Source organism: Lentzea atacamensis (assembly GCF_003269295.1).
GTDB classification, from domain to species: domain Bacteria; phylum Actinomycetota; class Actinomycetes; order Mycobacteriales; family Pseudonocardiaceae; genus Lentzea; species Lentzea atacamensis.
Genome location: NZ_QLTT01000014.1, coordinates 46,064 through 72,669, shown reverse-complemented (window position 1 = coordinate 72,669; position 26,606 = coordinate 46,064). Strand labels below are relative to the sequence as shown.

At 69.1% G+C, this 26,606-nt stretch carries 25 protein-coding genes; 10 read left to right on the top strand and 15 right to left on the bottom strand.

What is annotated here, in order from left to right:
- Nucleotides 1–30 precede the first annotated feature (30 nt).
- From C8D87_RS41825 to C8D87_RS41800, 5 genes are all read right to left on the bottom strand, one after another.
- Nucleotides 31–1,398: a hypothetical protein gene (locus C8D87_RS41825; RefSeq protein WP_146772046.1), complete on the bottom strand. Its 1,368-nt coding sequence runs from the start codon at nucleotides 1,396–1,398 to the stop codon at nucleotides 31–33.
- 261 nt (nucleotides 1,399–1,659) lie between these two features.
- The gene (locus C8D87_RS41820; protein ID WP_112231893.1) at nucleotides 1,660–2,196 is read right to left on the bottom strand and encodes a hypothetical protein; all 537 of its coding nucleotides are present in this window, start codon (nucleotides 2,194–2,196) and stop codon (nucleotides 1,660–1,662) included.
- A gap of 198 nt (nucleotides 2,197–2,394) precedes the next feature.
- Nucleotides 2,395–3,279 carry a hypothetical protein gene (locus C8D87_RS41815; RefSeq protein WP_112231891.1) on the bottom strand — a complete coding sequence of 295 codons (885 nt, stop codon included), beginning with the start codon at nucleotides 3,277–3,279 and terminating at the stop codon, nucleotides 2,395–2,397.
- A gap of 696 nt (nucleotides 3,280–3,975) precedes the next feature.
- Nucleotides 3,976–4,878, bottom strand: a complete 903-nt coding sequence (locus C8D87_RS41805) for a hypothetical protein (RefSeq protein ID WP_112231887.1) — start codon at nucleotides 4,876–4,878, stop codon at nucleotides 3,976–3,978.
- A gap of 337 nt (nucleotides 4,879–5,215) precedes the next feature.
- Entirely contained in the window at nucleotides 5,216–5,716 is a 501-nt protein-coding gene (locus C8D87_RS41800) for a hypothetical protein (protein ID WP_112231885.1), read from the bottom strand.
- A gap of 605 nt (nucleotides 5,717–6,321) precedes the next feature.
- Between C8D87_RS41800 and C8D87_RS41795 the strand changes: the two genes are divergently transcribed.
- Both C8D87_RS41795 and C8D87_RS41790 read left to right on the top strand, forming a co-directional pair.
- Entirely contained in the window at nucleotides 6,322–7,179 is an 858-nt protein-coding gene (locus C8D87_RS41795) for a MarR family winged helix-turn-helix transcriptional regulator (RefSeq protein WP_146772045.1), read from the top strand.
- A gap of 112 nt (nucleotides 7,180–7,291) precedes the next feature.
- A complete protein-coding gene (locus C8D87_RS41790; RefSeq protein ID WP_170166778.1) occupies nucleotides 7,292–8,479 on the top strand; it encodes an MFS transporter in 1,188 nt (395 codons plus the stop codon).
- A 23-nt stretch (nucleotides 8,480–8,502) separates the two neighbouring features.
- On the opposite strand, the gene C8D87_RS41785 is transcribed toward C8D87_RS41790, so the two are convergent.
- Nucleotides 8,503–9,045 (bottom strand): hypothetical protein, encoded by a 543-nt coding sequence (locus C8D87_RS41785; protein WP_146772044.1) that lies wholly within the window; start codon nucleotides 9,043–9,045, stop codon nucleotides 8,503–8,505.
- A gap of 489 nt (nucleotides 9,046–9,534) precedes the next feature.
- Here C8D87_RS41785 and C8D87_RS41780 point away from each other — a divergent pair, with 489 nt between their 5' ends.
- From C8D87_RS41780 to C8D87_RS41755, 6 genes are all read left to right on the top strand, one after another.
- Nucleotides 9,535–10,038: an AraC family ligand binding domain-containing protein gene (locus C8D87_RS41780; RefSeq protein WP_146772043.1), complete on the top strand. Its 504-nt coding sequence runs from the start codon at nucleotides 9,535–9,537 to the stop codon at nucleotides 10,036–10,038.
- 30 nt (nucleotides 10,039–10,068) lie between these two features.
- Nucleotides 10,069–10,536, top strand: a complete 468-nt coding sequence (locus C8D87_RS41775) for a hypothetical protein (RefSeq protein WP_112231876.1) — start codon at nucleotides 10,069–10,071, stop codon at nucleotides 10,534–10,536.
- A gap of 576 nt (nucleotides 10,537–11,112) precedes the next feature.
- On the top strand, nucleotides 11,113–12,402 hold the full coding sequence (locus tag C8D87_RS41770) for a GGDEF domain-containing protein (protein ID WP_146772042.1): 1,290 nt from the start codon (nucleotides 11,113–11,115) through the stop codon (nucleotides 12,400–12,402).
- A gap of 472 nt (nucleotides 12,403–12,874) precedes the next feature.
- The gene (locus C8D87_RS41765; RefSeq protein ID WP_112231872.1) at nucleotides 12,875–13,141 is read left to right on the top strand and encodes a helix-turn-helix domain-containing protein; all 267 of its coding nucleotides are present in this window, start codon (nucleotides 12,875–12,877) and stop codon (nucleotides 13,139–13,141) included.
- A 43-nt stretch (nucleotides 13,142–13,184) separates the two neighbouring features.
- Complete coding sequence (locus tag C8D87_RS41760) at nucleotides 13,185–13,694, top strand: hypothetical protein (protein ID WP_112231870.1); 510 nt, start codon at nucleotides 13,185–13,187, stop codon at nucleotides 13,692–13,694.
- Nucleotides 13,695–13,990: 296 nt separating this feature from the next.
- Nucleotides 13,991–16,390 (top strand): helix-turn-helix transcriptional regulator, encoded by a 2,400-nt coding sequence (locus C8D87_RS41755; RefSeq protein ID WP_112231868.1) that lies wholly within the window; start codon nucleotides 13,991–13,993, stop codon nucleotides 16,388–16,390.
- Nucleotides 16,391–16,434: 44 nt separating this feature from the next.
- Here the strand turns inward: C8D87_RS41755 and C8D87_RS41750 are convergent, their stop codons facing one another.
- The 9 genes from C8D87_RS41750 to C8D87_RS41715 form a co-directional block, all read right to left on the bottom strand.
- A complete protein-coding gene (locus C8D87_RS41750; RefSeq protein ID WP_112231866.1) occupies nucleotides 16,435–17,637 on the bottom strand; it encodes a cytochrome P450 family protein in 1,203 nt (400 codons plus the stop codon).
- Between the two features lie 625 nt (nucleotides 17,638–18,262).
- Nucleotides 18,263–19,159, bottom strand: a complete 897-nt coding sequence (locus C8D87_RS41745; protein WP_112231864.1) for a formyltetrahydrofolate deformylase — start codon at nucleotides 19,157–19,159, stop codon at nucleotides 18,263–18,265.
- A complete protein-coding gene (locus tag C8D87_RS46555) occupies nucleotides 19,159–19,299 on the bottom strand; it encodes a hypothetical protein (protein WP_170166777.1) in 141 nt (46 codons plus the stop codon). The genes C8D87_RS41745 and C8D87_RS46555 overlap by 1 nt, the downstream gene beginning before the upstream one ends.
- Nucleotides 19,296–20,654 carry an MFS transporter gene (locus C8D87_RS41740; RefSeq protein WP_170166776.1) on the bottom strand — a complete coding sequence of 453 codons (1,359 nt, stop codon included), beginning with the start codon at nucleotides 20,652–20,654 and terminating at the stop codon, nucleotides 19,296–19,298. The genes C8D87_RS46555 and C8D87_RS41740 overlap by 4 nt, the downstream gene beginning before the upstream one ends.
- 166 nt (nucleotides 20,655–20,820) lie before the next feature.
- Nucleotides 20,821–21,234: a DUF6355 family natural product biosynthesis protein gene (locus tag C8D87_RS41735; RefSeq protein WP_112231860.1), complete on the bottom strand. Its 414-nt coding sequence runs from the start codon at nucleotides 21,232–21,234 to the stop codon at nucleotides 20,821–20,823.
- A 275-nt stretch (nucleotides 21,235–21,509) separates the two neighbouring features.
- Entirely contained in the window at nucleotides 21,510–21,917 is a 408-nt protein-coding gene (locus C8D87_RS41730) for a hypothetical protein (RefSeq protein WP_112231858.1), read from the bottom strand.
- Nucleotides 21,918–22,163: 246 nt separating this feature from the next.
- Complete coding sequence (locus tag C8D87_RS41725; RefSeq protein WP_146772041.1) at nucleotides 22,164–22,829, bottom strand: hypothetical protein; 666 nt, start codon at nucleotides 22,827–22,829, stop codon at nucleotides 22,164–22,166.
- The gene (locus C8D87_RS41720; protein ID WP_112231854.1) at nucleotides 22,826–23,386 is read right to left on the bottom strand and encodes a helix-turn-helix domain-containing protein; all 561 of its coding nucleotides are present in this window, start codon (nucleotides 23,384–23,386) and stop codon (nucleotides 22,826–22,828) included. Before C8D87_RS41720 ends, C8D87_RS41725 begins: the two co-directional genes overlap by 4 nt.
- Before the next feature lie 17 nt (nucleotides 23,387–23,403).
- Entirely contained in the window at nucleotides 23,404–24,282 is an 879-nt protein-coding gene (locus C8D87_RS41715; RefSeq protein ID WP_215732639.1) for an inositol monophosphatase family protein, read from the bottom strand.
- Nucleotides 24,283–24,716: 434 nt separating this feature from the next.
- Here C8D87_RS41715 and C8D87_RS41710 point away from each other — a divergent pair, with 434 nt between their 5' ends.
- Both C8D87_RS41710 and C8D87_RS41705 read left to right on the top strand, forming a co-directional pair.
- Nucleotides 24,717–25,874, top strand: coding sequence for a hypothetical protein (locus C8D87_RS41710; RefSeq protein WP_146772040.1), 1,158 nt, complete (start codon nucleotides 24,717–24,719; stop codon nucleotides 25,872–25,874).
- Nucleotides 25,871–26,599, top strand: a complete 729-nt coding sequence (locus C8D87_RS41705) for a hypothetical protein (RefSeq protein ID WP_112231850.1) — start codon at nucleotides 25,871–25,873, stop codon at nucleotides 26,597–26,599. Before C8D87_RS41710 ends, C8D87_RS41705 begins: the two co-directional genes overlap by 4 nt.
- Nucleotides 26,600–26,606: the final 7 nt, after the last annotated feature.

The following is a 26,606-nucleotide window of genomic DNA, read 5'->3' as shown; positions in this document are numbered from 1 at the left end:
TGTCGGCGCGATAGTGCAGGTGGGGTTGGTTCAGACGGTGAGGCGGAGCTGGGAGGCGGCCGCCCACGCGGCGGGGAAGGCCGGGCCGGTCTTGGATTGCGCGGTGGCGGGCGCGATGGTGAGGAACTGCTCGCCGGTCGGTGTGCCGTCGGCGAGCTGGTGCGGTTCGCGGTGACGCAGCCAGGCACGCGGGTGGGTGTCGTCGGGGAATGCCGGGTCGCCGATGGTCACCGGCACTCCCGCGCAGCGGGCTCGCTGGTCCAGGCGGGCGCGCATGCGGCCGGGCTCGCCGACGTCGAGGATGCGCACCGATCGAGCGTGATTGGCCTTGCCGTCCGTGCGGGGCGACAGCGCGCGGCGCACGTCGTAGACCGCCCACGGCAGGCTGGCCAGCAGCTCGGTGAACGCCGCGAGCACCGCGGCGGTGCCGGTTGAGGCGCGCAGCAGCGACAGCAGCCGTTGTCCTTTGATCAGGCCCTGGGTGGGGTTGAGCGCGGTGGCGGCGAACTCCATCGCGAGCGCCAGCACGCCGGCGTCGGGTTCGGCGACGAACCGGGCCACGGCTTCCACTCGCCCTGCCTGGGTCGTCAACGCGAAAGGGCAGTAGGTGCAGGCGCTTTTGACCCAGTCCTGCTCCAGGTCGAAGGTGGTGCGCAGGAACGCCTGGGCGCGGGCGCGATCCCAGCCCCACTCGCGCAGCGGGTATTGGCCGGTGCGCAGCGTGGTGTTGTACTTCGCGTCGCGCTCGGCGCGGCGGGCTTCGCCGAGTTCGTAGCCCATGACGTGCCGGTACGGCTGGCCCTGGGTGAGCTCGGCGATCACGGTGTCAAGCGGCCAGGCCTTGAAGTGCTGGCTGCACAGTCGGTCACCAGTCGTCTGCGGGACGGTCCCGCCGTTGAACATCTCGTGCGCCAGCGTCCAGGCCCCCACCAGGTGCAGCCGGTCCGGCGCGCGGGTGTCGGACAGGATGTCCACGCCATCGGCTTGGCGGGCGCCGTGCCGGGCGACCTGGATGTACCGCACACCCGCCGCGGTCATCTGCGGCAACAAGTGGGTCTCGACCAGGCGGCGGGTGGTGGGCCATTCCTGCCCCGTCATGCCGGTGATCACCGCGAGCTCGCTGAGGTCGAAGTCCCGGCTGGAGGGGTCGGCGAGCCAGCGGGCGAGGATCGCGCTGGAGTCGCAGCCCAGCCCGTAACCCAGCACCACCTTGGGAGGTGGCTGGCCACGGATGACCGTCAGCGGTAGGACCACCGGTGGTGGCCGCAGCAGCCCGAGGCTCGCCTGCGCCTGGCGGACAGCCTGGAGTGCGACCTCCTCTGCGATGCGGTCACCGAGCGGATCCAGCAGGGCGGTGACCCCGTCACGCCTTTGCCCGGTGAGGGTGTTCGCGGGCATCGACATGGCCTCCTTCAGGTGTCGCGGGCATGGCTCCGCCCTCGTTCGGATGCGGGAATGCGTTGGAACTAAACGAGAAGGTGGGGGCGACGTGAGCAGCGCTGGCCAGACGGCCCTGGGTCGTCTCTCGTTTCCGGGTCGGCCGCCGTTCACACCGCAGACGCAGCACATCCCGCCCAGCAGGGCGGGATGTGCTGGTTGGCGTGACCGAAGAACGGCGAGCCTGTCCGCGGTCCGCTGTCGGTGTCAGCGGTTCGTGCGCTAGCCGGCGAGGGTTTCGGTGTAGACGGTGGCTCCGGTGCGAGTGATGATCCTGACGGTCTGGCCGCCGTAGAGGTCGTGGTCGTCGTAATTGATGACCCACTGGGCGAAGGTGGCGGCCGGGGTGTCCTGCAGGTAGGTGACGTCAGCGCAGTACGGCTCGCCGGTGGGTTGGTAGACGTGCACGAACACCAGGTCTGCGGCGGGCTGGATGGGACCCGGTGTGGCGGCAATGGGCTTGGGCGTCGGCGGGACCCGGTGCTGGTTGTGCTGCACGGCAAGGCCTTCTTGCCAGACCGTGCCCCCGTTCTCACGGTCCAGTTTCATGGCCTGTTCCCACGTCAAGGTGAACTGGAAGTAGGCCTTGTGCGGCTCACCTGCCACGACGTGGCCTAGCACGCGCCTGGTTTCCTGCCGAGCGGTTGTCGTCAACTCGACGATCTCCTCCGCGGTCGCGTCCCAGGCGATGATCGTGTCGGTGATGCTCGAGTAAATGGCGAACTTGCCGTTCGGTTGTAGAAGGATCTGCTGACTCACCGCACCTCCGCGTGCGTTCCGGCGGACAGCCCCGGCGCCGGCGGTTCCACCGCGTGAGGGGCGTCCCCGCGTGCTGGCGGGGCGCACTCGTTCGGCGCCGACGCGCCGAGCGGGGGCAAGCCTGTTTTTGGCTTGCCCCCGCCGGTGTGGTGGCGCAGAGTGCGGCGCCCCGTCCGAGCGCGGGGAGATCCGTCAGCCTCAGTCGATGCTCAGAAGGAGGCGGCAGTCCGCGGCGGCGTGCACGACTCCTGACGTGACCAGGGCGTTGTCGTCCCACCGCTGGAAGTTCGCCGTGTATCCCGGCCGCCGGCGTTCGCAGCGACACCAGGCGCCGTGGTAGGCCATGCGGGCGTCGCTGACGAGCGTGAAGGTGCCGGACATCGTGTTACCCCAGACGTGCCACGTGTCGTTGAGGCGCTTGCGAGCCACGTACTGATTCCCGCCGCCCGGAAGATCCTCCGAAGAGGCGTGAATCTCAGCGAGTTGCTTCGCTGTTTCCTCTGCGGTGAGCACCGGGCGGTCGAGTAGTGGCACCCAGGTCAGGCCGTTGAACAACTGCCAGTGGGCGTTTTCCGCGAGGCGATCCTCCGAGTCCGCGAGTTCGGCCGCCGCCTGCTCGCGGTCCGCACGGGTCACGAGGGGCCTCGTGAACGCAATGGGGGCGCCTCGGTAGACGCGGGAGTTGTCCGCCTCGAAGCTCCTGATCAGTCCCTGGCGCTCCCGTCGCATCGTGTCGACCGCGTCGTCGTACTCGGCCTCGCTGACGATGCCGTCGAGTAGGGCTTCAATACCGGAGAAACCCGTCGCCATCGGTTGGCCGTCCTGAACGGACGCGGCGAGAAATTTCTCCAGCTCGCGGGCATCGAACCTGGACCGGTCGTAGGTGTCGAACGTGGTGGCGCCGCCGCGCCCCTCGTTGAAGATCAGGCCCACGACGCCGAGCGTCGGGTGCACGAGCTCGGCGGAGAAGGCGACGCCGTCCGGACTTGGCACGTAGGACAGGTCCTTGATCGTGAACCTGTACGGCGCCTCGATGTTGGTGTGCACCCAGACGGAGCGGGTGTTGGCGCTTTTCCTGGTCATAGGCTGTCCCTGAAGTCGAGGTTGGGGCCCCGGCGGAACGGGCCCTGGACAGCGCGAAGGCCCGGTGCGGGTTCAGTGAGAACCGGCACCGGGCCTTCGCGTCGAACGTGTAGAGGGAGGGCGTCAGCGCTGCTGCGGCCTAGGGCAGCGCCGAGCTCGTCGTGCTAGGCCACAATTGCTTGCGAAGCAAGGGAAAAGACGCTGGCGCGCACTCTGTGACGCGTAGCGGGGAGTGCCCGGTGTGGTGGTGCAGGGGGATGCGGAGGCTCCGCCGGGCTCGGGGAACACCCGGCAAATGGCTCAGGAAGAACGGCGCGCAGCGTGGGCTGCCAGCAGCGCGGTGAGGTTCGACCGCATGTGGCGCGATGCCCCACGGCGCGAGGTTGCTGCGCCAGGTGGGCGGCGGCTGGCTCAGAAGTCGATCGAGCGCGTCCGGGAGCGACGGAGGGCGACTGAGACTGCAGGCGGTAGTTCGCCGTACTGGGCTTTCCTGTGCTCGCTACGGATGTCGATGAGTTCGAAGGCTCCCCCAGGGAGGAGGTAGCCCTGGCCAGTCGACACGGCGTCGCGCATGCGGAATCGCAGGCTCACGTCGATCTCACGACAGGGCATCTCGCTTTCTGTTCCAGGGAAAGGAAAAGAGGGCTCGTTACCCGCGCTGTCTCAGCGCGCGGTGGTGGCGAGCCGCTTGCGACGTCAGGCGTCGTTGAGGCGCAGCCACGAGTCGGCGAGCTGTTCCAGCCACTGCGTGACCGGGCCTTGCGCGGACTCGTCCGGGTGCTCGGCGAAGATCGAGTCTGCGTGGCTGAGCTTCTGGTCGGGTGACCAGACGTAGGCGCACGGGTGGCCGCACCACCAGAAGTTCCAGCGGGTCCCGTCCGCGCCCTCACGGGTGGCCGACCACGGCTGCCAGGGTGCGATGCGGCGGACGCGGTCGCCGAGATCTCGGCGGCCTTCCCACGCGTCACCGGTGAACTCGTCCACCGCCCGCTGGTAGAACGACGAACCGAACGTGCCGGCGAGGGAGCCCTTGAATCCGGGGTCGGGCAGGTTCGCGATCGTCCAGTCCACGATTGCGTCGCGGAGGCCGCGACCCTGGTCGACGATGCCGTGCTCGGCCAGCCACGCTTCCTCCCAGCCGTCGGCGCGGCCCATCAGCCACCGTGTCGACAGCGTGGCCGGTGTGCGGTCGTCGGCGGCGATGGCGATCAGCGGACGCCACACGTCGACCTCACCCGCCGCGGCCTCGATGTGGCTGCCGCCCGCGTACCGGTACCGGAACGCGCCTTGGGTGATGCCGTAGGAGCGCATCTGCCACGGGTCGGCGGCGTAGTCGCGCAGACCCACGCAGATCTCGCCGCCGCGCCACCAGGTGTCGCACAGCGCCTCGAACGCCTCCTGCGTCTCGGGCACGAAGTGCACGGAGCCGGCCGCGGGGTACTTCGGGTGCCGGGAGGGATCGCGCAGGTCGGGCTCGCGGATGTCGAAGCGATCGGGGAAGGCGTCGAACGGCGCGTTCGGGCCGGGATTGACCATGATCTGCATCCACCCGTCCCAGCTGAAATGCAGGTCAGCGCGCTTGTGGTGAAACTTGAACATGTCTGCTCCGGAGCGTCGGTGGGGTACACCAGCGCGAAGGCCCGGCACCAGTTCGTTGTGAACCGGTGCCGGGCCTTCGGCGCGAAAGACGAGCGGGTGATCAGTTGCTGGTGGGCTTGAGGCAGCTCAGGGGCACTCCCTGAAAGTCGTAGGAGGCGCGGCCAGGGGCAAGCCCTGCTTGTGGGCTTGCCCCTCTCGGAGTGGTGGTGCAGAGTGCGTCGCCCTCGCCGGGCGCGGGGAGTGACCGCAGCTCTCTCGACGCTAAGCGCGCGTCACGGGTGCGCGAGCGGCGCTAGCTGGTCACGTAGTGGTGATCCACGCCGGGGCCACCCGCCTGTCAGGTGTCGCGCTGGCCGACCAGGTACCAGCCGGTCACCGTGGCTGCGCCCGCGACCGTGGCCGTGGCGGTGGCGCCCCTGGTGGCGTAGACGCGGCCGTTGACGCGCTTGACCTGGTGCAGGCAGGACCGGGTGATGGTCTCGCCGTCGGCCAAGTGGTCACGGACGGCTGCGAGCACCGCCGACTCGTCGTCGGGATAGCCGGCCGGGGCTGCGGGCAGGGGCACATGCCAGAGCTCGCGGGGGCCTCCGCGTACGGCGATCGCGCCCAGTGGACCCCACCTGTCGTCGATCCTCGGGTCGTTGTTCCTGATCAACCGCTTGGCCAGGGCCTCGGCGTCGGCATAGGACAACGGTCCGTCGTCGATGACAACGTAGGTGTCCTTGTCAGCGAAGACCGAGTCCAGGCCGTGTTCGTGGTCGGCTTGCTCAACGGCGGCGCGGAACGCGGCCGCCAGGTCGGCGCCCTCGATGTAGTCGTAGAAAGGTTCTCCGCCCATGTGGTCCTCTTCTCCTGCGACCCCAAGCGACCAGCACGAGGTTCCCTCGGTGTCGAGGAGTTCTCACGCGGTGTTGTCCGGCCGCTGCCCCGCTGTCCGGCGGGGCAGCGCTCGTCGGCGCCGGGGGCGGCCGACGGGGTCAAGCGCGCGGCGCTCTTCCGCGCGCTTGAGGCCTGGCCGCCCCCGGCGCAGCGTGCGCGTCTGCCCGCCGGCCAGCGGGCCAGCGGCAGCTGGTTCCGGTTCGGCAACGACTTTCGGCGGTATGTTTTGTATCCAAAATGGGGTGTACTCCCAGCTCATACCGCATTGCATGATCCGGTGATCCGGTGATCCGGGTATCGGACTCATCGGTAACGGTGAGCGGGCAAACTGCGGTATAGCTGCTAACAGGGGGATTTAGCCGTCGCTCGGTGATCATCGTTGTTACCAAGCGTGAGCAGAGCTGGCGTACGCTGAGCGCGCTGAACTGTGGCGGCGGTTCAGGTAGCCGGGGATCGGCACAGGGGTGGGTCGGGCCTGGTGCATTGGGGTGGAGGGTCATCGCAGTGACGCATGACGGCAAAGAGGGACGCGACGGGGAAGACGCTGCGCTGCCCTCGCTCGCGGTGAAGTTGCAGCTGCTGATGGACGTCTGCCGCCGGCCGGACGGAAGCCGATGGAGGGGCGGCAAGGACATCGCCGACGACCTCCTCGCGCGGACCGGCGTCGAGGTCACGCCCTCACAGATCTCGGCCCTGATCAGGGGTGCACATCAGAATCCGCACGCGAAGACGCGAGACGGCCTGGCAGAGCTGTTCGGGGTTCCGCTGGAGTACCTCGCCGCACCGGTGTCCGACCGGATCAGGCGCATCACGGCCGAGGTGCACGACGACCTGCTGCGGCAGCAGCGCGACGGCACCGCGAGCGAGCATGCCCAGGACTCCGCGGCTGAGGCCGGTGACGATGCCGCGGCGGCGGACGAAGCCATGTTGACCACCACGTTCGTCCTCGGGGTCAACCAGCAGGTGAAGGCCATCGCCGCCGGGATCGCCGAAGAGTCCGGTTTGACCCCGTCGCAGGCCGAGGCGTTGCTCCAGCTGGCTAACACCAGGCGTTCGATGACGCTGGGCGAGTTCGCGTCGGCGTGTGGAAAACCCGGCCCGACGATGACCCGGGTCGCGGACGCGCTCGAAGCCCAGGAACTGATCTGCCAGTGCCCGCTGGAGACCGATCGGCGCGTGCGGCGCGTCACGATCAGCACGAAGGGGCAGGAACTGGTCGACCGGCACACGCGAGCGCCCGCCGCCGCGGTGCTCGAAGCGCTCGATCTCGAGGGGATGGACCCGGCCTCGCGCGCGATCGCCTTCAAGGTGCTGGGCGCGCTGGCTGGCCTGAAGGACGGCGCGCCGACGGGAACGCAGACGGCCCCAGGGGAGGTCGACAAGGACTCGCCGGGGCCGCCGGACGTGCGTGGCGTAGCGTGACCGCAGGGGCGCGTCGGGTGACCGTGCGCTGAGCTGTTCCGGCACGACGCGGGGGCGAGTGTCGTGGTGAGTTAAGAGGAGTAGGTCGCTGAGGTCACAAGAGCAGCGACCGGTGGGTGCTTTCCGGTTGGTGTGGGCCGTACCGGCCTTCCGCGTGGTGTTCGCCGCGGACGCGGTCTCCACGTTAGGCGATCAGTTCGCGCGTGTGGCACTGGCGCTGTTGGTCTGGGGCCGGACCGGGTCGGCGTGGTGGACCGCCGCGATCTACGCGTTGACTTTCCTTCCGGACCTGGTCGGCTCGATCGGGCTGGCGTGGCTGGCTGACTACTACCCGCGCAAGTCCGTGCTGGTGACCTGCACGACGGTGCAGGCGGTGGCCTACGCGCTTATGGCGATTCCCGATCTTCCGCTGTGGCTGATCGCGGTGCTGCTCACCGCGTCGGCCACCGTGCTGGCGCCGGCGAAAGCGGCACAGGGCGCGCTGATCCCCGAGGTGCTGCCCGCTGAGCGTCTGCCCGCGGGCTTGGGATTGATGGATCAGGCGCGAACCATCGCTCAGCTCGGCGGCTTGGGCGCGGGTGGGGCGCTGGTCGCGGTGGTAGGGCCCGAGGTCGTGCTCGCGACCAACGCCGTGACGTTCGCGTTCGGGGCGGCAGCGGTGGGCTGGGGTGTCACGGCGCGGCCGCCGGCTGGTGGCAGCCGCAAGCCCGCCACGCAGTGGAAGGACGCGATCAGCGCGCTGCGCCGCGACCGCGAGGTGCTGGCGCTGGTGGCGATTGCGTGGATGGCGACGATCGTGGTCGTGCCGGATGGCGTGGTCGCGCCGCTGGCCTCCGAGCTCGCGGCCGGCACCTGGTCCGTGGGCGTTCTTCTCGCGGTGCATCCGTTGGCACTTCTGGCGGGCCTGAACGTGGTGGCGCACGCGTCGCCACGGCGGAAAGGCGTGGTGCTGTGGTCTTTGGCGGCGCTCTCAGTCGTTCCCCTGGTCGGCTTCGCCGCCCGGCCCGGCCTGACTGGCGCGCTCGTGTTGCTCGCGCTGTCCGGGGTCGGCACGGCATATCAGACGATGATGCGCGCCGAGCTGACGATCCGGCTGCCCGATCGGGTTCGCGGTTCGGCCCTGGGGTTCGCGCGCAGCGGTGTGCGGGTCGGGCAGGGCATCGGTGTCGCGGCCGCCGGCGCGCTGGTTGAGCTGACCCGCTCGCCGTCCGTGGTGATCGCGGTGGCTGGGTTGGTGGGGGCCTGCTGGGTGGCCGCGGCCGGGACCGGGTGGCGCCGCGCGCGGATGTCGGCGCGTTAGCGCGCGCCACCCTGCCCTGGGGATCAGCTGGCGCCGTTGAGCGTGGCCTTCAGGTTGGTTCCGGAGACGACCCGGCGGTCCTTGATCGCGTTTCCCTGGTCGTTGGCGATGCGGGCCATGGCCTCGAAGAAGCGCCGGGCGATGTCCAGCTCCTCCAGACTGAACTGGTCGAGGATCTTGTACTGGTGGTCCTGCAGCCCGTAGTAGCCGAAGACGTCGCGGATGAACTCGGCGGGCAGCTGGATGCGGCGGTCGCGAGGATCATCAGTGGGCATGCGGAGGTGGCGGACCGCCCACCCGCGCGCCACCAGGGTGTCGATCGCCGCCCTGGCGCGCTCCTCGGTGAGGTCACTGACCCGCGCGAGCTCGAACTCCGACAGCGTGTTGTCACCGGATTTCTTGGCGAGGTTGGTGATTACCTGCACCGCGTCCTCGCTGATGCCCAGGTCATTGGCCATCGCCTGCCACATGTGCCGCACAGCGAGTGCGACTTCACACACCTGCACGCTCCAGATCTGTTTCTGCTTGGCGCGCAGTTCGTCCTTCAATTGGTCCTGAGTGGACACGTGCCCCCCTATGGAACGTGTTTACAGTCTCTGACCTGCTCTTTGGCTCGTTCGAGCCTGCGACACTACCTGCGGTTAACCGATCCGGAAACGAAGTAATTCTGCGCCGGGTAGAAACCCGTAGTTTTGCCTATTACCTAGCTCGAACGGGTGAAGCGATGGCGTGCTGTAGCCGTCGCCTGCACGATGTTCGTCGGGTTCCGGGCCGCCCTAGGCCGACCGTGTTAGTTTCGAGACGAGTGGGAATCGCGCTCCGCAACAGCCGACTGGCCGGGGCGAGTGCGGTCCGTCGTTCGTGACATCGCTCTCACCACCGCGCCGACGGCGGGGAGGCGCATCGGACGACCCGTGTGGTGCGAGCGCATCACCGACGAGAGGCCCGCGCCGGGGGGCGGGGCCGGTAAGGCCGTTGTGCCGGGTCTCCACTGGGGGGAGGCGACCCGGTGACCCGTCATCCCCCTGCTTGAGGCCCCGTGGAGGCCAAGCAGCATGACTGATCTTCGACCCGTGGTGACCGCCTCGTCCGAGGCTGCGGAGTTGCCGTTTCTTGCCACGACCCACCGGGTGCTCGTGCCAGCGGCCGCGACCGGGGGCGCGTTGTCGGCGCTGGACGCGGGCATCGTCCCGACAGGTTTCGCTCCGCCGTTGCACCAGCACCTGAGCGAGCACGAGTTGTTCATCGTGGCCTCCGGCGCGGTGCGATTCGTGGCGGGCGATGTGACGCAGGTCGTGGAGGGATCGGGTATGGCGTTTCTGCCTGCCCGCGAGGCGCACAGCTTCCAGGTTCTGCACGACGCCCAGATGTACGTGCTCACCGTGCCGAGCGGCCTCGCGCTCGCGGGGAACTACGAGCGGTTCGTCATGGCGGTGAGCGCCTTGTCGGGTGCGGCGGCGCCGACGGACGAGGAGTTGTTCGGACGGCTCGCCACTCTCGGCGCCCAGCACGACATCCCGATCGTCGGCCCGCCACCGCAAATGCAGGAAAGCGCCTAGTCCAGGTCACCGACCAGCGGGGGAGGGGATGTGCGGACCGAGCCGTTCACCGTGCAGGCCGTGTGGCCGCCGGGCCTGGACCTGGAGCAGGTCTGCGGACAGCTGGTGACCGCTGTCATCAGCTTCCACACGGCGGGCCCGATCGCCGCGGTGGCGGGGATCCTGCCGCCGGGCATGGGGCCGCGGATGCTGCTGCTGGTGGTCTACACGCCGGAGATGATCGACGCCGAGGAGCTGGGGACGCTTCTCGACGACAGCGTCCTGTCGGCCGTGCATGCCGTGGACGAGACGCTCGATCTCGGCTGCGTGCAACCCGTGCTGATCGCTCCGGTGCAGCTGGCCGGGGTGACACTGCAGGGGGCCGCGTCGATCGAGGCGATCTTCCCGCGCTGCGCCGCGCTGGAGTGGGGAGGCAGCGCCGAGTTGTTGCCCGTCGGGTTGTCGGCCACGCGGGCACGGCGGCCTGTGCCCGTTACGCGCGGTGACACGGTCATGTGACGGGACCAGATCCCATCGGCGGCCTCCAATCTGGTCACGCTGGGTATCCGCTTAGGCCGTTCAGGTATTACTTTCATTATGGAGATGTTTCACGGCGCAATCGTGCTTAGCGTCGGCGTGGACATCGCAGGTCCGGAAACGGGAGGCCGGACGGCGCGCACGGCACGGCGGGGGGAGACAAGGCGTGGAGAACGTCCACGACAGCACAACGGCGGTTCGCGACGGGTGGGCGCCCGTCGCGAACCGCCGCCGACGTTCAGGTATCGCTTGGAGTGCGATCTACCACTCGACTTCGCCGCGCAGCTTCATCGAGTTCACCTCCCCCAGTCGCGCCCGGGACGGCGCGGTTGTCCGGCATGACGTGGACAACGGGGGGCTCACCACTCAACTTCGCCGTGGCGCACGGGGATCACCTCCTGACGGGAGGTCTCGCGCGCAGCGCAGGCACTCACCAGCCGTGGGGCGGCCGGTGGGGCATGGCGTCCGCGCTCGGGGGAGAGGGGACCTTCGCAGCACAGTGTGGCGGAGTCGACCTATTCGCGTTACGTCCGGTCGACGGATGTTTGGGTCCGGCTGATGAACTGGAGGCAATGGGGGTTGTGGACGCTGCGGCCTCGGGTGCTCGCCGGCGTCCTGCTCGTGGAGCTGGGCACGGTGGGGTGGGTCGTGCATTCGGCGCTGACCGGCCCGCGGCCCACCGGCGAGGATTGGGCACGGCTGGGCCTGCTGGCGACGGCCGCGCTGGCGCACGTGCAGCTGTCGCGGCGGGCGGAGGAGCGGCGCCGCGCTGACGGGACGAAGCTGCACATCGACGTGTTGTCGATCTGGACCTTCCCGGCGGCGCTGTTGCTGCCGATCCCGCTGGTGGCGGTGCTGATCGCGCTGACGCGGTGGCAGCGGCACCGCATCGCGCGCAAGCCGACGTTCAAGGCCGTGCTGACCGGGTGCTCGATCATGTTGGCGGCGTGCTCGGCGCATTGGCTGACCTGGGCCACGGGCGCGCTGGGCCGCGGCGTGCTGGTCGAGGGCGCGGTGGTGCTGGTGGCGGCCGCGGTGTTCTGCGTGCAGCAGCTGCTGCTGATCGGCGTGGTGATCCTGCTCGAGGCCGATCAGCGGCCGCCGCTGTCGCAGGTGTTCGGGACTCCGCGTCAGTGGCGGGAGATGTACCTGGCGATTTCGCTCGGCGTGGCGGTCGCGCTGGCGCAGTCGCATCCGGTCCTGGTCGTGGTGATGGTGGGTGTCGGCACAGTGATCAACCGCCTGGCCGGCGCGCGGGCGCAGGCCGAGCAGGCGGTCCGGCTCGCGCAGAAGGCGGCCTGGACCGACCCGCTGACCCAGGTGCTGAACAAGGCCGGGTGGGAGCACAAGGCGCTGGACGGGCTGCGGCGGGCGGCGGCGGCGGGACGCCCGCGCGCGGTGGTGCTGGTGGATCTGGACCACTTCAAGAAGATCAACGACACCCTGGGACATCTGTCCGGGGACGAGGTGCTCCAGCAGGTGGCGCAGGCGCTCACCGACCGGGTACGCAGCGGCGACCACGTCACCCGGTTCGGCGGCGAGGAGTTCGTGGTGGCCCTGCCCGACGCCGATGTGGATGAGGCCCGCCAGGTGGCTGATCGGCTGCTGGAGGGCATTCGGGACGTGCGGGTCCTCGCGACCCGGTTACGCGGCGGTGACCCCGTGATCGTGGGTGGCGCCGACTGGCCGTGCACCGCCTCGATCGGCGTCGCGGTGACCACGTCCGACACCGGCCCGGACGTCCTTCTCAAACGGGCGGACGAAGCCATGTACCAGGCGAAACACACCGGACGTAACAAGGTGGTCGTGGCCGGCGAGCCAGGCCGGACGCGAGCCGTGATCGCGTAGTCAGCTCGGTACGCCGTCGGCTCCGTCGTGAAATTCGTTTCACGACGGAGCCGACGGGGCTGCACTAGGAGTGCTCCACTGATAACTCTACGCGTCCGAGACTACTCCGTTAGAGTGAACGGTGAAATGTATTTCACCGAATGGCCTAGCCATCACGGTGAGCGACGATGTAGACCTGTACTACCCCGATCGCGAGGGTTTTGATTACGAAGGGTAGTCGATCGGTCGGAAGCTCGGGGGAGTGACGGCGACCGGTCGACGGCCGGCGGCAGCGGACGCCACCGTGTTCGTTCCTGTGTTCGAACACGGTGCGTATCCGGCTCCGAGGCCGGTTGGGGAACCGGGCTCCCTCGGATGCCGCAGCGCCCCTCGGGGCGCGTCGTGATCGAAGGAGGGAGCGGGGCAGCCGTCTGGCCTGCGGGGTCCAGACGGCGCTCTCGCGCCCGGATCACACAAGTTGGGGGACACGACGATGACAACGGGTTCGGACCGGACGCCGCCGATCAGTGCGGCGGGACGGATCGCCTGGATTCTCGATCAGTTCACGCAGGGGGAGCCCGCGAGGCGGCTCACCGACCTGCGGCGGGAGACGGCGCTGCCGCTCAGCACGGTGCACCGCCACCTGACTGGCTTGGTCGACCACGAGCTTCTCGAGCTCGACGAGGACGGGCGGTACCGGGTGGGCCCGCTGCTGCGCCGGATCGCCAGACAGCTCGACACCGCGGATGCGGCGAGCTGACGAGACGGGCGGGGAGACGACCGTGATGCAGGCAACGCCCGTAATGACCTCATCGGATGAGCTCGCGCGACGCAGCAGGCTGGCGAAGGCCATCTGGAACACCGATGACCTCACGACGCTTCTGTGCGACTTCACCGGCCTGGGGCTCAAGGCCGAGCTGCGCAGCCGCGAGCTTCGGCCGCCGAGCGAGCTGGAGCGCAAGGACCTGCAGTTGCACGTGGGCTGCAAGAACGTGCTGGTGCGCGACGGTGTGACGCAGGCCGCGATCCACACGGCGCAGCCACCGCTCGTGCTCGTGGCGTTCCATGCCGTCGTTGCCCGCCACCGGCTTCCCGATGAGGTTCGCGAGGCGCTGGAGCACGGACCGATCGGACTGGGGGTGGCACTGCGGCCCTACGGGGTCCGCCGGCACACCCACGGCATCGGTTTCGTCGAGCCTGTGGACGACGTCGGCGGGCGGCAGTTGCTACGGGTGCACGCCACGTTGAGTCTTCCCGGTATCGGTCCCGTGGCGCTGGTCGACGAGATCGTGTACGCCAGCGCGCTGCGGTGACCCCGCCCACCCCGCAGGTTCAGCGGGCACGTGTCCGCTTTCGACCAACCGTCGGCGACCTCACCACCCCGCCGACGTGCCGGGAGCACACGGCCGGACGTCACATCCCGGCCGTGTGCTCCATTACCACCCCAGTCCTGCGCTCTTTCTTGGCGCACAACGGACCTGCAGCCGAGTCACCGTCTGAGGGTTTCGCGCGTCACTGTGGACAGTTCCTTCGTCGTGTGTGACGGAGGTGACGAACGTCCATTGGGGAGGATCAGCGGATCACCCATGGTGTGTCGTAGGTTGGGGAAATGCCTGGTAACCAGGTCGATACTGAGCCGGGACGGCTGCCGGTCCGGCTGTCGTCGTTTGTCGGTCGTCGGCAGCTGCTGACCGATTTGGGACGCATGATGGGCCAGGAGCGGCTGATCACGCTGATGGGTGTCGGTGGCACCGGCAAGACGCGGCTGGCGCTGGAAGTCGCCGACCAGACCCGGCGGTCCTTCGACGACGTCCGATTCGTCTCCTTGGCGGATCTGCAGGTGCCGGACCTGTTGGTGCAGCAGCTGGTCAAGGCAGTAGGCGTGCCTGATCAATCCGCCACCGACTCGGTCCCTGCGCTGGTGGAGCTGCTGGTGGCCAGGCGTCGGTTGCTGCTGGTGCTGGACAACTGCGAGCACCTTGTTGATGCGGTGGGATCACTGGTCACCACGCTGTTGCGCGAAGCGCCACAGCTGCACGTGCTGGCCACGTCGCGCGAGCGGCTGGCCGTTGAGGGCGAGCAGCTGGTGTTCGTGCCCCCGCTGACGGTGCCACCCTCCGCCGAGCCGCCGGTCGATCTGAGATTCGAGTCGGTGCAGCTCTGCCGTGAACGCGCGGCCGCCAAGGTTCCAGGTTGGACGATCAGCGAGCAGAACTGGGCCGATGTGGTACGGATGCTGCAGTTGGTGGCCGGCATCCCGCTGCTGATCGAGCTGGCGGTCGCCCGGCTGAGGTCGATGCCGGTGAAGCAACTGGTGACCCGCCTGGCAAAGAGCATGGACAAGGTGCTCAGCCGCAACGACCGCACGGAGCTGAGCCACCACCAGAGCCTCAGCGGCGTCATCGGGTGGAGCTATGACCTCTGCGCGCCACGTGAGCAGCTGCTGTGGGCGAGAGCCGCGGTGTTCAAGGGCGGTTTCACCCTCGACGCGGCCGAGGCTGTGTGCGCCGATGATCATCTGGGCGCCGGCGAGATCGCTGACGTGCTGGCCGATCTCGTGGACAAGTCGATCGTCATCCCCTCGCCTGGCCGGGACCGCTACATCTTGCTGGAGCCGTTGCGGCAGTTCGGCCTGGACAAGCTGCGCATGCTCGGCGGGGAGGACGGCGTGCGCGACCGGCACCGCGGCTACTACACCCGGCTGGCGGTGACAGCCGCCTCGACGTGGCGCAATCCCGACGAGGTCAGGCTCCTGCACCGGATCAGCGCGGACATGCCGAACCTGCGGGCGGCGATGTCGGCGGCCCTGACCTCGCCACAGACCGCGGACACGGCCCTGCTGATCGCGGTCAGCCTCGGCCGGTGCCGATGGATCTTCTTCGCAGGGTCGCTGCCGGAGGGCCGGTACTGGCTGCGGCGCGGCATTGCCACCGCTGCGAGCCGGGCCACACCGCTGTACGCCGGCGCGGTCGCGATGGACGCGTGGGTCGCGATCTGCCTGGGCGCCGACCACGCGGAGGTGGCCGCGCAACTCGACCGGGCCGCCGAGCTCGCCGATCGGTGCGGTATGCCCGTGCCGGCGGTCATGTTCGCCCGCGGCGGGTACCTGCATTTCGTGGACGGCACCGCTCCGGTCACCCTGCCAGTGCTGCGGCAGGCCGACGACCAGTTCGCCGCACTCGGCCCGGAATTCGCCGGTGATCGGCACATGTGCCGGATGATGATCTCTCTGAGCGCCGCCCTGCTCGACGACGGCGAGAACCCGGAGGTCGACGCCCGCGAAGCGGCTGTGCGCCTCACCACGGACTTCTTGCGAGAAGCCGAAGAGACCGGCGCACCGTGGGCGATCAGCTGGGCGCTGTGGGCGGTCGGCGTCGCGCACGCGCGCGCTGGTGACCCGCAGCGCGGCTTGGAGATCGTGGCCGAAAGTCTGCGGCAGCAGATGGAGTTCGACGATCGCTGGGGACCGGTCTTCGGCATCCCCACGCTGGCGTGGATCCGCTCGAGGTTGCCCGCGGCCAGCAACGATGCGGCGCGGGTGACCGCAACACTGGTGGGCGCGTCACGCACGCTCGAACGGCTGACCGGCATAGGCATCAGCAGGCACGTCCCGCACACCCGCTTCCTCGCCGAGACCACCGCGATCCTGCGCCGCCAGCTGACCGCGGAGGACTACCGCCGCGCCACGGAGATCGGCGAACGCGTGCAGAGCGTCCAGGAGGCACTGCGCCTCACCTTCGGCGAGCACGTCGCCGGCGACACCACTCCGGGCGGTGTCGCCGCGGACGTGGTGCCGGGCGAGCTCACGGAAACGCAATGGACGATCGCGTGCAAGGTCGCCGAGGGCAAGACCAGCAAGCGCATCGCGGCCGATTTGACCGTCTCCCCGCGCACTGTCGAACACCACATCCAGAACATCTACGGCGTCCTGGGATTCAGCCCTGGTTCACGTGCCCGGCTGACCGCCTGGGTCCTCGCCCAGCCCCAGCGCGGGCAACCACCGGCGTGACGACGGTCACGAGCGGCTGATCGAACGCGGTCACGCCGGCCGGGTCAGGACAGCACCAGCCGCAGCTCGGCGACTCCGCCGACGATGGAGGAGGCCAGCCGGGGCGGCTCCCGCTCGACCAGGACGCTGTGCGGAAACCGTGCCGCCAACTGGGCCAGCGCAACCTCGGCCTGCATGCGGGCCAGCTGTGAGCCTGGGCAGTTGTGGATGCCGTGCCCGAATCCGACGTGCTGGATCGGAGCGGACCGTCCCAGATCGAACTCGTCGGCGCGGTCGGTGGTGTCGGGGTCGTGTCCGGCCGCGCTCAGCGACACCAGCACGATCTCCCCGGCGGCGATGGGCGTGCCGTCAACCTCGATGTCCTGCAGCGTCACCCGGTGGGTGGCGTTGCGGGTCGGAGGGTCGAAGCGCAGTGTCTCCTCGACCGCCGCGGGTACCAGCGCGGGATCCTCGACCAGTCGGCGCCACTGCGGCGGGTCCGCGAGCAGCGCGTACATCGCATTGCCGATCAGACCCGCCGTGGTCTCGTGCCCACCCACAACCAGCAGGAACAGCATCGCGATCAGTTCGTCGCGGCTGAGCTTGTCGTCGTCGACGCTGGCGTGCACCAGCATGGAGCACAGGCCGTCGTCAGGCGTGGCGCGTTTGCTGTCGGCCAACTGTTCGAGGTAGCGGGTCATCTCGATCGAGGCGGGCCCGGTGAGAGCCGGGTCGTCCAGCACCAGCGCGGAGGTCCACGTGTGCAGCATGCCCCGGTCCTGCTCCGGCACTCCGAGCATCTCGCACACGATCGTGATCGGGAGAATGAACGCGAACCTGCTGATGAGGTCGATCGGCACCCCGGTCGGCAGCGTGTCCAGAAGTTCTGCGGTCAGCTGCTCGGCCCGCGGCCGCAGCCGATTTACCCCGTCGGCGTTGAAGCTCTTCACGACCAGGTTGCGCAGCCGCGTGTGTTGCGGGGGGTCGGCGTTCATCATCGTTTCGCTGAACATGCCCGAGAGCTCGCGGGGTGTTCCCGCTGCGGCCAGCTGCCTGGTGATCACCTCGGTCAACCGGCCGGAGTCTTTGCTCAGCCGGGGATCGGCCAGCAGCCGTTTGGCCTGTTTCAGGCCGGTGGTCACCACGTACACCGTGGGGCCGTCGGGCACTTTCGCGCGATGCACGGTGCCCACCTCGCGCAGCTCCCGCTCGTCGGCGTGATGCCGGTAGCCGCACTGCCCGGTAACCAGGGTGTCCGGTGATGGCATGCCCCTCGTCCTCCTGCTCCTGTGGAGTTGGTCCCCCAGTGGCCCGCCTTGCTGTCGATCAGCGGGTTGAGAGCATCCTGCGTCGCTCCGGTTCGGAGAGTCACCGGCGGGTCGGCCGGTGATCTACTCGTCCGGTGTTCTTACCTACGGCATGCCGACGCTGTCACGGTGGCCAGTAGTAAGCCCGGTAGTTCTACCGATGCGCCCGCCCCGGTCAGCACACCAAGGTGGGTGACGCCAGTAGATCGCGCACACAACGCCGAACGGCCCTCCGCAACGAGGGTTGTGTCCACGACGGAGCAGTCAGGCAGCTGAGCGCTCGGGGGAGCATTCGCGGCCGCCTGACGCTCCTCGGCGCACGTGTGGCGCTGCGCGGTGACAACCGAGGGAGGGTGAGCCGTCTGGATCGCGAGGTTCAGGCGGCAGCCTCGCCGTGACACCGGGAGCCGTTGCAGGGCCAGCCCAAGCCCTCGGCCCTCGCCCGTCGGCACGCTGTTGGCGACTCACGACCCCGCCAGGACGACAAGCAGACGGCCGGACCCCCCATCCACCCCGGCCGTGTGCTTTCTCACCACCCCGTCCGCGCTCTTTCTTGGCGCACAACGAGACCGTTGGCGGGGACTGGTCATGGGTCGATGCGGACGGTGCCGCCGCGGTAGGGCAGGATCCGGCCCTCGCAGTGGCTGGTGAGCCCGTCGACCAGGACCCGGACCTCGGCGGTGCGGCCGTGCTGTTCCAGTTGTGCCGGCGTCGGCCTGGGGCCGAGCTGCTCGATGCCGAGGGCGTGCTGGGCGATGATCGGTCCCTCGTCGAGCTCGGCGGTGACGTAGTGCGCGGTCGCGCCGATCATCTTGACGCCGCGGGCGTGCGCCTGGCGATACGGGGCCACGCCGGGATGGGCCGGGAGCAAGGAGTGGTGGACGTTGATCGCGGCCAGGTGCTCGTCGAGCACGTCGACGTTGAGGATCTGCATGAAGCGGGCCAGCACCAGCACGTCGATGTCGTGTTCTTTGAGCAGTTGGGTGAGCTGGTCGTGTGCGGCTGCGTTCCCGGCGGGATCGGATCCGGCGCCTGGCCAGGGGATGTGGGTAAACGGCACTCCGGCGCGCAGGGTGGCGTCCTGCAAGGTGGTGTGGTTGCCGGCCACGGCCACGATGTGGCCGGCCAGCTTGTTCTGCTGGTGCAGGGCGAGCAACTCGGTCAGGCAGTGATCGGCTTTCGTGACGAGGACCAGGACGCGAGGCTTCTCCGCGGCCGGCTTGCCTGCCTTGCCCACGAGTTGGATGCGCCACTCCTGCAGATCCCACTGCGCGGCGACGGTGCGGAAGTCCGCGCGAAGCTGCTCACGGCTGTGCAGGGGGCTGGTGAACTCCGCGCGCAAGAACACCGTTCCCTCCGAGTCGGAGAAGACGCGGATGTTGGTGGAGGCGACCGCGCCGGCGCCGCGCATCCAGCTTTCGACGCTGTCGCGCAGCCTGACGCGATCGGGTCCGGCGGCCAGCAGCACGTGACGAGCAACCATCAGAGCACTTCCTTCTCAATGGGAGCGCGGCGGCCGCCGACGCGGCGGCGAACGGCGTCGACGACGGCCGCGGCGAGGTAGAGGACGAGCAACGCCGCGACGGCGAGGCGCTGGCGCAGCGGGCGCGCGGCTGCGGTCATGACGTCGGTCCGGGTTCGGTGCGCAGCGATCGGTCCGCGACGGTGAGCACCATGAGCGCCGCGCAGCAGGCGAGAGCGACGACCGCGGCCGTGCCGAGGGCCTGGATCAGCGCAACGACCGAGCCGGTGACGAGCTGCACGACGCCGTAGAGGCCACTGCACGCACCCGTGGCGCTGGCCGGGGCGGCGCGCAGCAGCGCGGTCTGTTGCGCGATGTTGACCAGACCGGCGGGCACACCGCACAGGGCGACGGCGGCCGCGAGCACGAGCAGCGGGGTCTGTTCTCCCGCTGTGGCAAGGATTGCCGCGGCGGCAGCGAGCGCGGCCGCGCCGGTCACCAGTGGTGGCCGCAGGCCGTGCCGGGCGATCAGCGCGGGCGTGGCCAGGCAGCACAGCACGGTCGTCACCGGAAGACCGGCCATCACGCCGGCGGCTTGCCCGGCGGTGAGCTCACGCTCGCCGACGAGCCAGACCGGGATGATCAAAGTCAACGCGTACAGGCCGCCGTAGTAGGCGCCGGTGCGCAGGTAGACCGCGCTGAGCCGCCGGGTCATCACCGACGGCGGAAACAGTGCGTATCGGGCGCGACGTTCCCACGTGACCAGGACCGAGGCCGCGACCGCGGCGGCGAGGCCGATGATCAGGCCGTGCGCGCCGGGGTCCTGCAGCGAGGCGAGGATCGCGCCGGCGACCGCGCCGAGCAAGACAAGGCCGAGCGGATCCAGGCGCCTCAGCAGGGAGCGACGGCGCACCGGCGCGGGGTCGGGCGGCAGGACGGTGACGATCAGGATCCCGGCGAGCGCGGCGAGCGGGATCGGTGCCAGCACGACCATCTGCCAACCGCCGAGCCCGACCAGCACCGAGCCGAGCGACGGTCCGGCGGCGAACGCCACCTCGGTCGCGAGCGAGATTGCGGCGAGACCGGCGACCTGGGCCGGACCGGACGGCCGCAACCGTCGGACGAGTACGACCGCGGCGGGGAACAGCGCCGCCGTGGCCGCGCCGAGCACCAGTCGGGTGGCGGCCAGGGCGGTGCCGGTGGTGGCGGCTGCGGCCGCCACACAGGTCAGCATGATGATCGCGAGGCCTGCGGCCGCGACGCGGCGTGGTCCGAGCAGGTCGGCGATGCGCCCGCCGGTCACCGCGGTCAGCCCGGCACCGAGGAAGTAGGACGGCACGAGCCACGGCGAAGCCATGTCGTCGGACAGAACCGGGACGGCGGCGGTGATAGAGCTGGAGGACAGCCCGCCGAGTGCGGTGCACGCCGTCAAGGCGAGCAGCGGGAGTACCGGGGCGTAGCGGGCTGTCGTGGGCTTGGGAGGCGCGGAAGTTCCTGCAGCGGCGTGGATCGTCACGGCGGATCCCCTCAGAACCGGTAGCTGGCCCGCACCCTGGGGGGATCGGGTGCGGGCCAGCGGGTCGGTTCGCGGTCAGTTGTTGTTGGCGTTCGTGTTGTTGTTGTTGTTCACCGCGGTCACCTCCCTCATCGCGTCGAGTTCAGTGAGGTGTGGGGTGGTGGGGTCACCAGCAGTCGCGGATGCACCAGGCGTTGGTGATCACGCCCGCGCCCTGCAGATCGCGGTGCCGGGAGAGGTTCACGGTGCCCAGGACGGTGATGTCGCGGTGGGTCCAGCCGTAGTTGAACTGAACGCGGATACGGGGATACGTCGAGCGGCCGCAGTGGGTGTAGTAGGCGTCCCAGCCCTGGTAGGGGTTGCGGTAGTAACCGCACTGGTAGTACGCGGCTCCCACGCTCGCGGAGCTGGCCGACCCGGCGAGAGCGGCGCCCTTGGCATCGGCACCTGCGGCCTGGATCTGCGCCGCCGGCGCGTGGTCCACCACCTGTGCGGACGCGGTGGCCGCGAACAGGCCGAGCAGCATGCCCGCCGCGACGACGAACGCGCCGACGACACGGCCGATGTAAGAACGAGTCATTACGTGGTTTCCCCTCAGATGTTTCGGTGAACGGAAGAAGACCCGAGATCCGGTTTCGGCGGAGCGGATTGCGCTTCCGTGCGATGCACTCAGAACAACGTGTGGGGCGGGAACACGTCAACGAACAAAGCCGAAGTCGTGCAAAACCAATTCTCTTGCCAGAAAAGTGCATGCCGATGTGCCGGAGCAGGTTTCTGCCCCGGCACACCTGGCATCGGTTTATGCGATTACTGCGAAGTGTTTCCGTGCGACGTCGTGGTGCGCGGACCTGCGGATCAGGCCGGGCAGGTGGGCTGGTACCAGTCCACCCAGGTCGTGCTGACCCAACCCCGCACGCCCGTACGAAGGTTCGTGGTCAGCATCCAGCGCTCGTCGCTGGTGTAGTCCTGGGGGTAGCGCGGCCAGCTGTACTTGTCCCAGCGCATCGAGTAGCCGAGGACGGGTTCACCGCCTGGAACAGCGCGGATGCGGACCCAGTCGCCGCTGCTGTACGGGTAGCCGGAGCAGTCCGCGGCCTTGATCTTCTCGGCTCCGGCGGCCTGGTTGTGCACCGCGGCCTTGGCCTGGATCTGCGAGCCGGGCTGGTTCATGGCCACCTGCGCATTGGCCGCGCCTGCGCCGAGCAGGGCGGTGGCCGCGATGGCGATGACACCAGCGGCGCGCCCGACAAGTGCTCGATTCATCAATCGTTTCCCCTCAGAGTTCCATGAACGGATGCGGACGATTGACCCCGCTTCAGCGGAACTGAAAGCGCATCCGTGTGACGCGACTCAGCACAACCCGGATCGGTTGCAGGCGTCAACGAATCGCGCGAATGTCGTGCAAAACTTGCTGTCAGCTATTCCGGGCACACCGGATTGCCGGGACGCAAGCTCGTTCCGGCAATCCAGCGTGCACTCATTCAGCTACTGACAGCCCTGTTCGCGTCGTTAGGCGAGACGTGGCTCGGGTTCTGGTGCCGATCTGGTGAAGTAGGGAAGCAGATGCGAGATGGACGGTCCGAGGAGCAAGGCCAAGACGACGCTGGCCGGCCCGAGGACACCGAGCTGCACCGCGGTCGCGGGACCAATGGCGCCCACGCCGAGCAGCAAGCTGGCCACGTCGAACGTGACGCGCACCGGGGCAAGCGAAGTGCGGCGGCGCCGGGCGATCTCGGCCATCACGCCGTCTCTGGGCAGCGCGCCGAGTCCGGCGCCGAGGTAGGCCGCGGCCCCCAGGGCGAACGCCGCGGCGCCGATGAGCAGGAACCCCGCGCGGACCAGCAGGTGCTCCACCGGCGGCAGCTTGGTTGCAAGCACGTCGCAGACGAGTGCCGGAACGAGCGCAGCGGTGATTGTCCCGGCGCCCCACCGGATTCCCAGTGGCACGTACAGGACGAGGAACACCATCTGCGTCGCGACGAACGCGCCGCCGATAGTCCAGCCGGTGTGCCGGGCGACCGCGGAGTGGAAGACGTCGAGCGGCAGCAGCCCAAGGCGGGCGTGCACCAGCAGAGCGATCCCGGCGCCCATCAGCACGGTGCCGTCGATCATCTGCGTCACGCGCGCGAAGCGCACCGGCATGGGCAGAAGCGGCCGCAAAGCCCGAAGTGTCATGACGCTTCCCGCAGTTCGTCGGCCTCGGTGTCATGGAGGGCGGCGGTGCGGTCGAACGCGGCCTGGACCGCGGCTGGCTTGACGTGCAACACGCGCGCGAGCCGGTAGGTGATCGCCTCGGGCACGACGCCGGTGAGGATGTACTGCTCGACGCTGCAGCGGCTGATCCCCAGGAACGTGGCCAGCAGCAGCGGCCGCTCGTCATCGGTGCCGAGACGGCCGGTGTGCTCCCACAGCAGGAGCCGGTCGAGGTTGGTGGCGCTGCGTACAGCCAGATCTGCGACTGTGAGCGCGCGATCCATGCGCAGGTCGGCGAGCGTGGGCTCCCCCAACGTCGGGTAGAGCAGCTCGGCGGGCAGGACGCGCAGGACGTGCGAGAGGGCGCGCAGATGACGGGCGGTCGGGGAGTTCTCGCCGGTCTCCCAGCGCCGGATGGTCTGGCGTGACTGGTTGATCCGGTTCCCGAGACCCTCGCGGGAGAGCTTCCGCTTGCGGCGCAACGCGTACAAGGCGTCGGGGCTGAATCGGGGACACTCGTCGATCGGCTTTCCGGGCATGGCTTCCTCCCCTCGGGTCAGGCCGTGCGGCCAGGCAGGACGGCGGGCAGCTGCTGGTCGTGGGCGGCGCGCCGGACTGCAGCCGCGCCGGACTGCGCGAGCACCTCGAGCAGGGCGTCGGAGATCCGCGGCGCCGCTGCGATGACCGGGTCGCCGAGCTGTGAGCCGGGGCCGGTGCGGCCGGGCGAGTGCACGAACGCGCCCGCCTCGTCGGCGATGAGCAGACCGGCGACGCGTTCACGCAGGCCCACGTCGTGTTGGACGTAGGCGTCGCTCCATCCGGCGGCGACATGGCACAACTGCAGCGCCGGAGAGCCGGTGATCCGGAGGTCGGCGACGTGCGGCCGCAGCCGCGCGACCAGGTCGGCCTGATCCGCGCTGGTCGCCGCGACGGGAGAGAACCCGGTGCTGATCAGGGCATCGTCGAGGTGCTGGGTGGAGCCGACGCGGATCTCGAGCCAGTCGCGGGAGATGTTGCGGTCGTGCAGCCGGGCGCCTTGCCCGAGACCGGCGGACCAGATCCGCTGGCTGTGCGGCTCGGCGACCGCGCCGGCCAGGACGACGTCGTCGAGCTGGGCGGCGATGGAGACCGCGTAGCTGGGCAGGCCGTAGAGGTAGTTCGTGGTCCCGTTGAGCGGGTCGAGAACCCACGTGATGCGGCCTGGGGTGGGCGGCTGCTCACTGAGCACGGCGTCACCGGGCCGGTGTAGCGCCAGCAGCTCGCGCATCAGGCGTTCCGCGGCGAGAGCGGCCGGGATGATCAGGCCAGAGGCGGTCGAGCGGGCGCCGCGCAGCGGGCCCCCCGCGGCACGCAGCCGGTCGGTCCAGATGACGTAGGCCGCTCGGGCAGCCAGGCTTTCAGCGAATTCCTTGAGTCGGTCGACGCGTGCGTACACGATCAGGTTCCCCCTGTATCGAGTGGCGAGGCAATGCGTTCCCGCATCGGCCCGCGCGTGGTGCGTGTCGTGTGCTCGGGGGAGAGTCGACGCCGAGAAGGTACATGAAGAAAACGGCCCCGTGTGATTTCTTCCGATGGCCGGAAATCGCAGCCTGAGGCAAAGGTTCCAATCACCGGAAATGCTGTCCACCCTTGATCGACAGCCCGTGGACCCGTCGTGACGCTCCGTGTAAGACGCGAAGGTCAGGATCTGTTTTTGCACGTCTTTGCCCTATGACCGATGACGTGCAGTAGTCATCGTGTGAAGGTGACCACCGGGTTCTTCGGCGACTCACATCCGAGAACCAGGCACAGGTAAACGCAAGCGACGGCGCGTGGTGGCACCGCTGTCGTATCTGCATGAACCACGTCACGGGGGGCAGGGACTTCTGCATGAAAACCATCGTTCGGTTGATCAGGGCAACGATTGACGATTCCGTGCGGCCGGGTTCATCTACTGAATCGGGCGTTCTGTACTCGGCTTCTCCCGCGAACGCCGCGAACCGCCGGATGTGGCAGCGCCTCACGCTCACCGGCTTGTTCGCGGTCGCTCTGCTGGCCGGTGCCTGCACCGTCGACCCTCGGCCCGACAACCCTGGGGGCGATCAACAGGCCGAACAGCAGGTCGAGGCGGGGGTGCCGCAGGAGTACCGCGCCAAGGCCCTCGCGCACGCCCGTGACCGGCAGATTGACGCGTGCGGCCTGCATGACCCGGCCGCTGCGGAGAAGGCCACCGGCGACAAGGGCGACGAGCTCGTGCCCGGCAGCGGCGGCCTGCACGAGTGCGACTTGCGCCTGCACAAGGGCGAGTTCAACTCGACCTGGAGGTTCAACGTCGAGGCCGGCGCGCTCTTCGACGCCAGTTCCCGCAAGAGCGCGGCACCGGAGAACCTCGGCGGCCTGGACATCTTCGTCACCGAACACGACACCAGTTGTGAGATCGCCAAGCCGATCGACGACGACTACGCGGTCGTCATCGTCGCGAACGCGCCCAGCGGGAAGGACAAGCCCGCCAAGGCACCCTGCCAGGTGCTGCGCGAGTACGTGACCGCGCTGGCGCCGACGTGGAAGGAACTGCCCAAGCGCGGCAGCGGCCGCACGACTCCGGAGTTCACGCTGACCCGGCTCGACCCGTGCTCGGCGGCCGCGACGGCGATGGACATGTTCGCCGAGCCGTTCCTGGAAACCTCGAACCCGGTGACGTGCACCGCGCGGTCGATGAAGCCAGCGCCGCCGCAGCAACGGCCCAAGGGCGTCGGCCGCGACGAGGTGACGGTCACCTGGGTCATGGACGACGACCCGTCCAAACTGGTCCGGGCCGGAGACGACAGCGCGCGCGAAGTCACCATCGACGGCCGCAAGGCGGTCCTCAACAAGGGCAGCAACGGCTGCACCACCTACATCGTGTGGGACCCCGACGTGTCCGTAGTCGCGGACAACCGCAACCCCGAGGACGAGACGCTCACCCAGCAGATCCGCGTCACGACCGCGACGTGCGACAACGCCGAGCAGATCGCGCAGAAGATCGTCGCGAAGGTGGCTGGCAAATGAGCCGCCGCCTGACCGCCGTCGTCCTCGCCGCCACCGCGGCCACCGCGCTGATCAGTGGCTGCACCAGCATTCTTCCCGGCACCGCGAAACCGGAGTCCGCTTCCAGCAGCCCGCGCGAGCCCGGCACGAACTGCAAGCGCAGTGCGAACCCCGAGCAGTGCGTCGAGTGGGTCGACACCAAGCCGAAGCAGGGCCAGGACCTGCTCGCACAGTCCACACAGGACGAACTGATCACGGCGTACATGCTGTGCTCCGCTGTGCCGACCGAGGTGTGGGACGAGCTGCTGGGGCCCGGCCACTACCGCTTCATCGGCCAGGGTCCGACCTGCACGATCTCCTCCGACGACAACCGCAAGACCCCGGACGGCAAGTTCGCGCCGGTCGTCGAGGTCGAGATCGCCGTGTGGGCCAAAGACCCGCTGGCCACCGATCTGGCCATCCTGAGGGGCAAGAAAGAGCTGGCCGAGAACGTCAGCGAGTTCACGATCGCGGGCAAGCCCGTCATGCGCTACGGCACGCCGGAGGACGCCGACGGCGTCGGCCGCGACAAAGAAGAGCTCAGCATCGCGGCGCTCGGCGACGTCAATGCGCCTGGTGTCCTGCGCGTCCGGCAGACCCTGCGCGCCCCGCGCGGCACCTCCTACGACGCCCCGATCGACCGGGCGCCGCTCACCAGCATGCGCGACGTGGTCGTGACCGAGCTGCTCAAAGTCCTTTTCCCGTAACGCTGAT

Excerpts from the sequence above, each read along its gene's own strand:
- C8D87_RS41825 (WP_146772046.1), bottom strand. The coding sequence starts at position 1,398 with ATGCCCGCGAACACCCTCACCGGGCAAAGGCGTGACGGGGTCACCGCC.
- C8D87_RS41815 (WP_112231891.1), bottom strand. The coding sequence starts at position 3,279 with ATGACCAGGAAAAGCGCCAACACCCGCTCCGTCTGGGTGCACACCAAC.
- C8D87_RS41805 (WP_112231887.1), bottom strand. The coding sequence starts at position 4,878 with ATGTTCAAGTTTCACCACAAGCGCGCTGACCTGCATTTCAGCTGGGAC.
- C8D87_RS41800 (WP_112231885.1), bottom strand. The coding sequence starts at position 5,716 with ATGGGCGGAGAACCTTTCTACGACTACATCGAGGGCGCCGACCTGGCG.
- C8D87_RS41780 (WP_146772043.1), top strand. The coding sequence starts at position 9,535 with ATGACTGATCTTCGACCCGTGGTGACCGCCTCGTCCGAGGCTGCGGAG.
- C8D87_RS41770 (WP_146772042.1), top strand. The coding sequence starts at position 11,113 with ATGAACTGGAGGCAATGGGGGTTGTGGACGCTGCGGCCTCGGGTGCTC.
- C8D87_RS41765 (WP_112231872.1), top strand. The coding sequence starts at position 12,875 with ATGACAACGGGTTCGGACCGGACGCCGCCGATCAGTGCGGCGGGACGG.
- C8D87_RS41760 (WP_112231870.1), top strand. The coding sequence starts at position 13,185 with ATGACCTCATCGGATGAGCTCGCGCGACGCAGCAGGCTGGCGAAGGCC.
- C8D87_RS41755 (WP_112231868.1), top strand. The coding sequence starts at position 13,991 with ATGCCTGGTAACCAGGTCGATACTGAGCCGGGACGGCTGCCGGTCCGG.
- C8D87_RS41750 (WP_112231866.1), bottom strand. The coding sequence starts at position 17,637 with ATGCCATCACCGGACACCCTGGTTACCGGGCAGTGCGGCTACCGGCAT.
- C8D87_RS41745 (WP_112231864.1), bottom strand. The coding sequence starts at position 19,159 with ATGGTTGCTCGTCACGTGCTGCTGGCCGCCGGACCCGATCGCGTCAGG.
- C8D87_RS46555 (WP_170166777.1), bottom strand. The coding sequence starts at position 19,299 with ATGACCGCAGCCGCGCGCCCGCTGCGCCAGCGCCTCGCCGTCGCGGCG.
- C8D87_RS41735 (WP_112231860.1), bottom strand. The coding sequence starts at position 21,234 with ATGACTCGTTCTTACATCGGCCGTGTCGTCGGCGCGTTCGTCGTCGCG.
- C8D87_RS41730 (WP_112231858.1), bottom strand. The coding sequence starts at position 21,917 with ATGAATCGAGCACTTGTCGGGCGCGCCGCTGGTGTCATCGCCATCGCG.
- C8D87_RS41725 (WP_146772041.1), bottom strand. The coding sequence starts at position 22,829 with ATGACACTTCGGGCTTTGCGGCCGCTTCTGCCCATGCCGGTGCGCTTC.
- C8D87_RS41720 (WP_112231854.1), bottom strand. The coding sequence starts at position 23,386 with ATGCCCGGAAAGCCGATCGACGAGTGTCCCCGATTCAGCCCCGACGCC.
- C8D87_RS41710 (WP_146772040.1), top strand. The coding sequence starts at position 24,717 with ATGAAAACCATCGTTCGGTTGATCAGGGCAACGATTGACGATTCCGTG.
- C8D87_RS41705 (WP_112231850.1), top strand. The coding sequence starts at position 25,871 with ATGAGCCGCCGCCTGACCGCCGTCGTCCTCGCCGCCACCGCGGCCACC.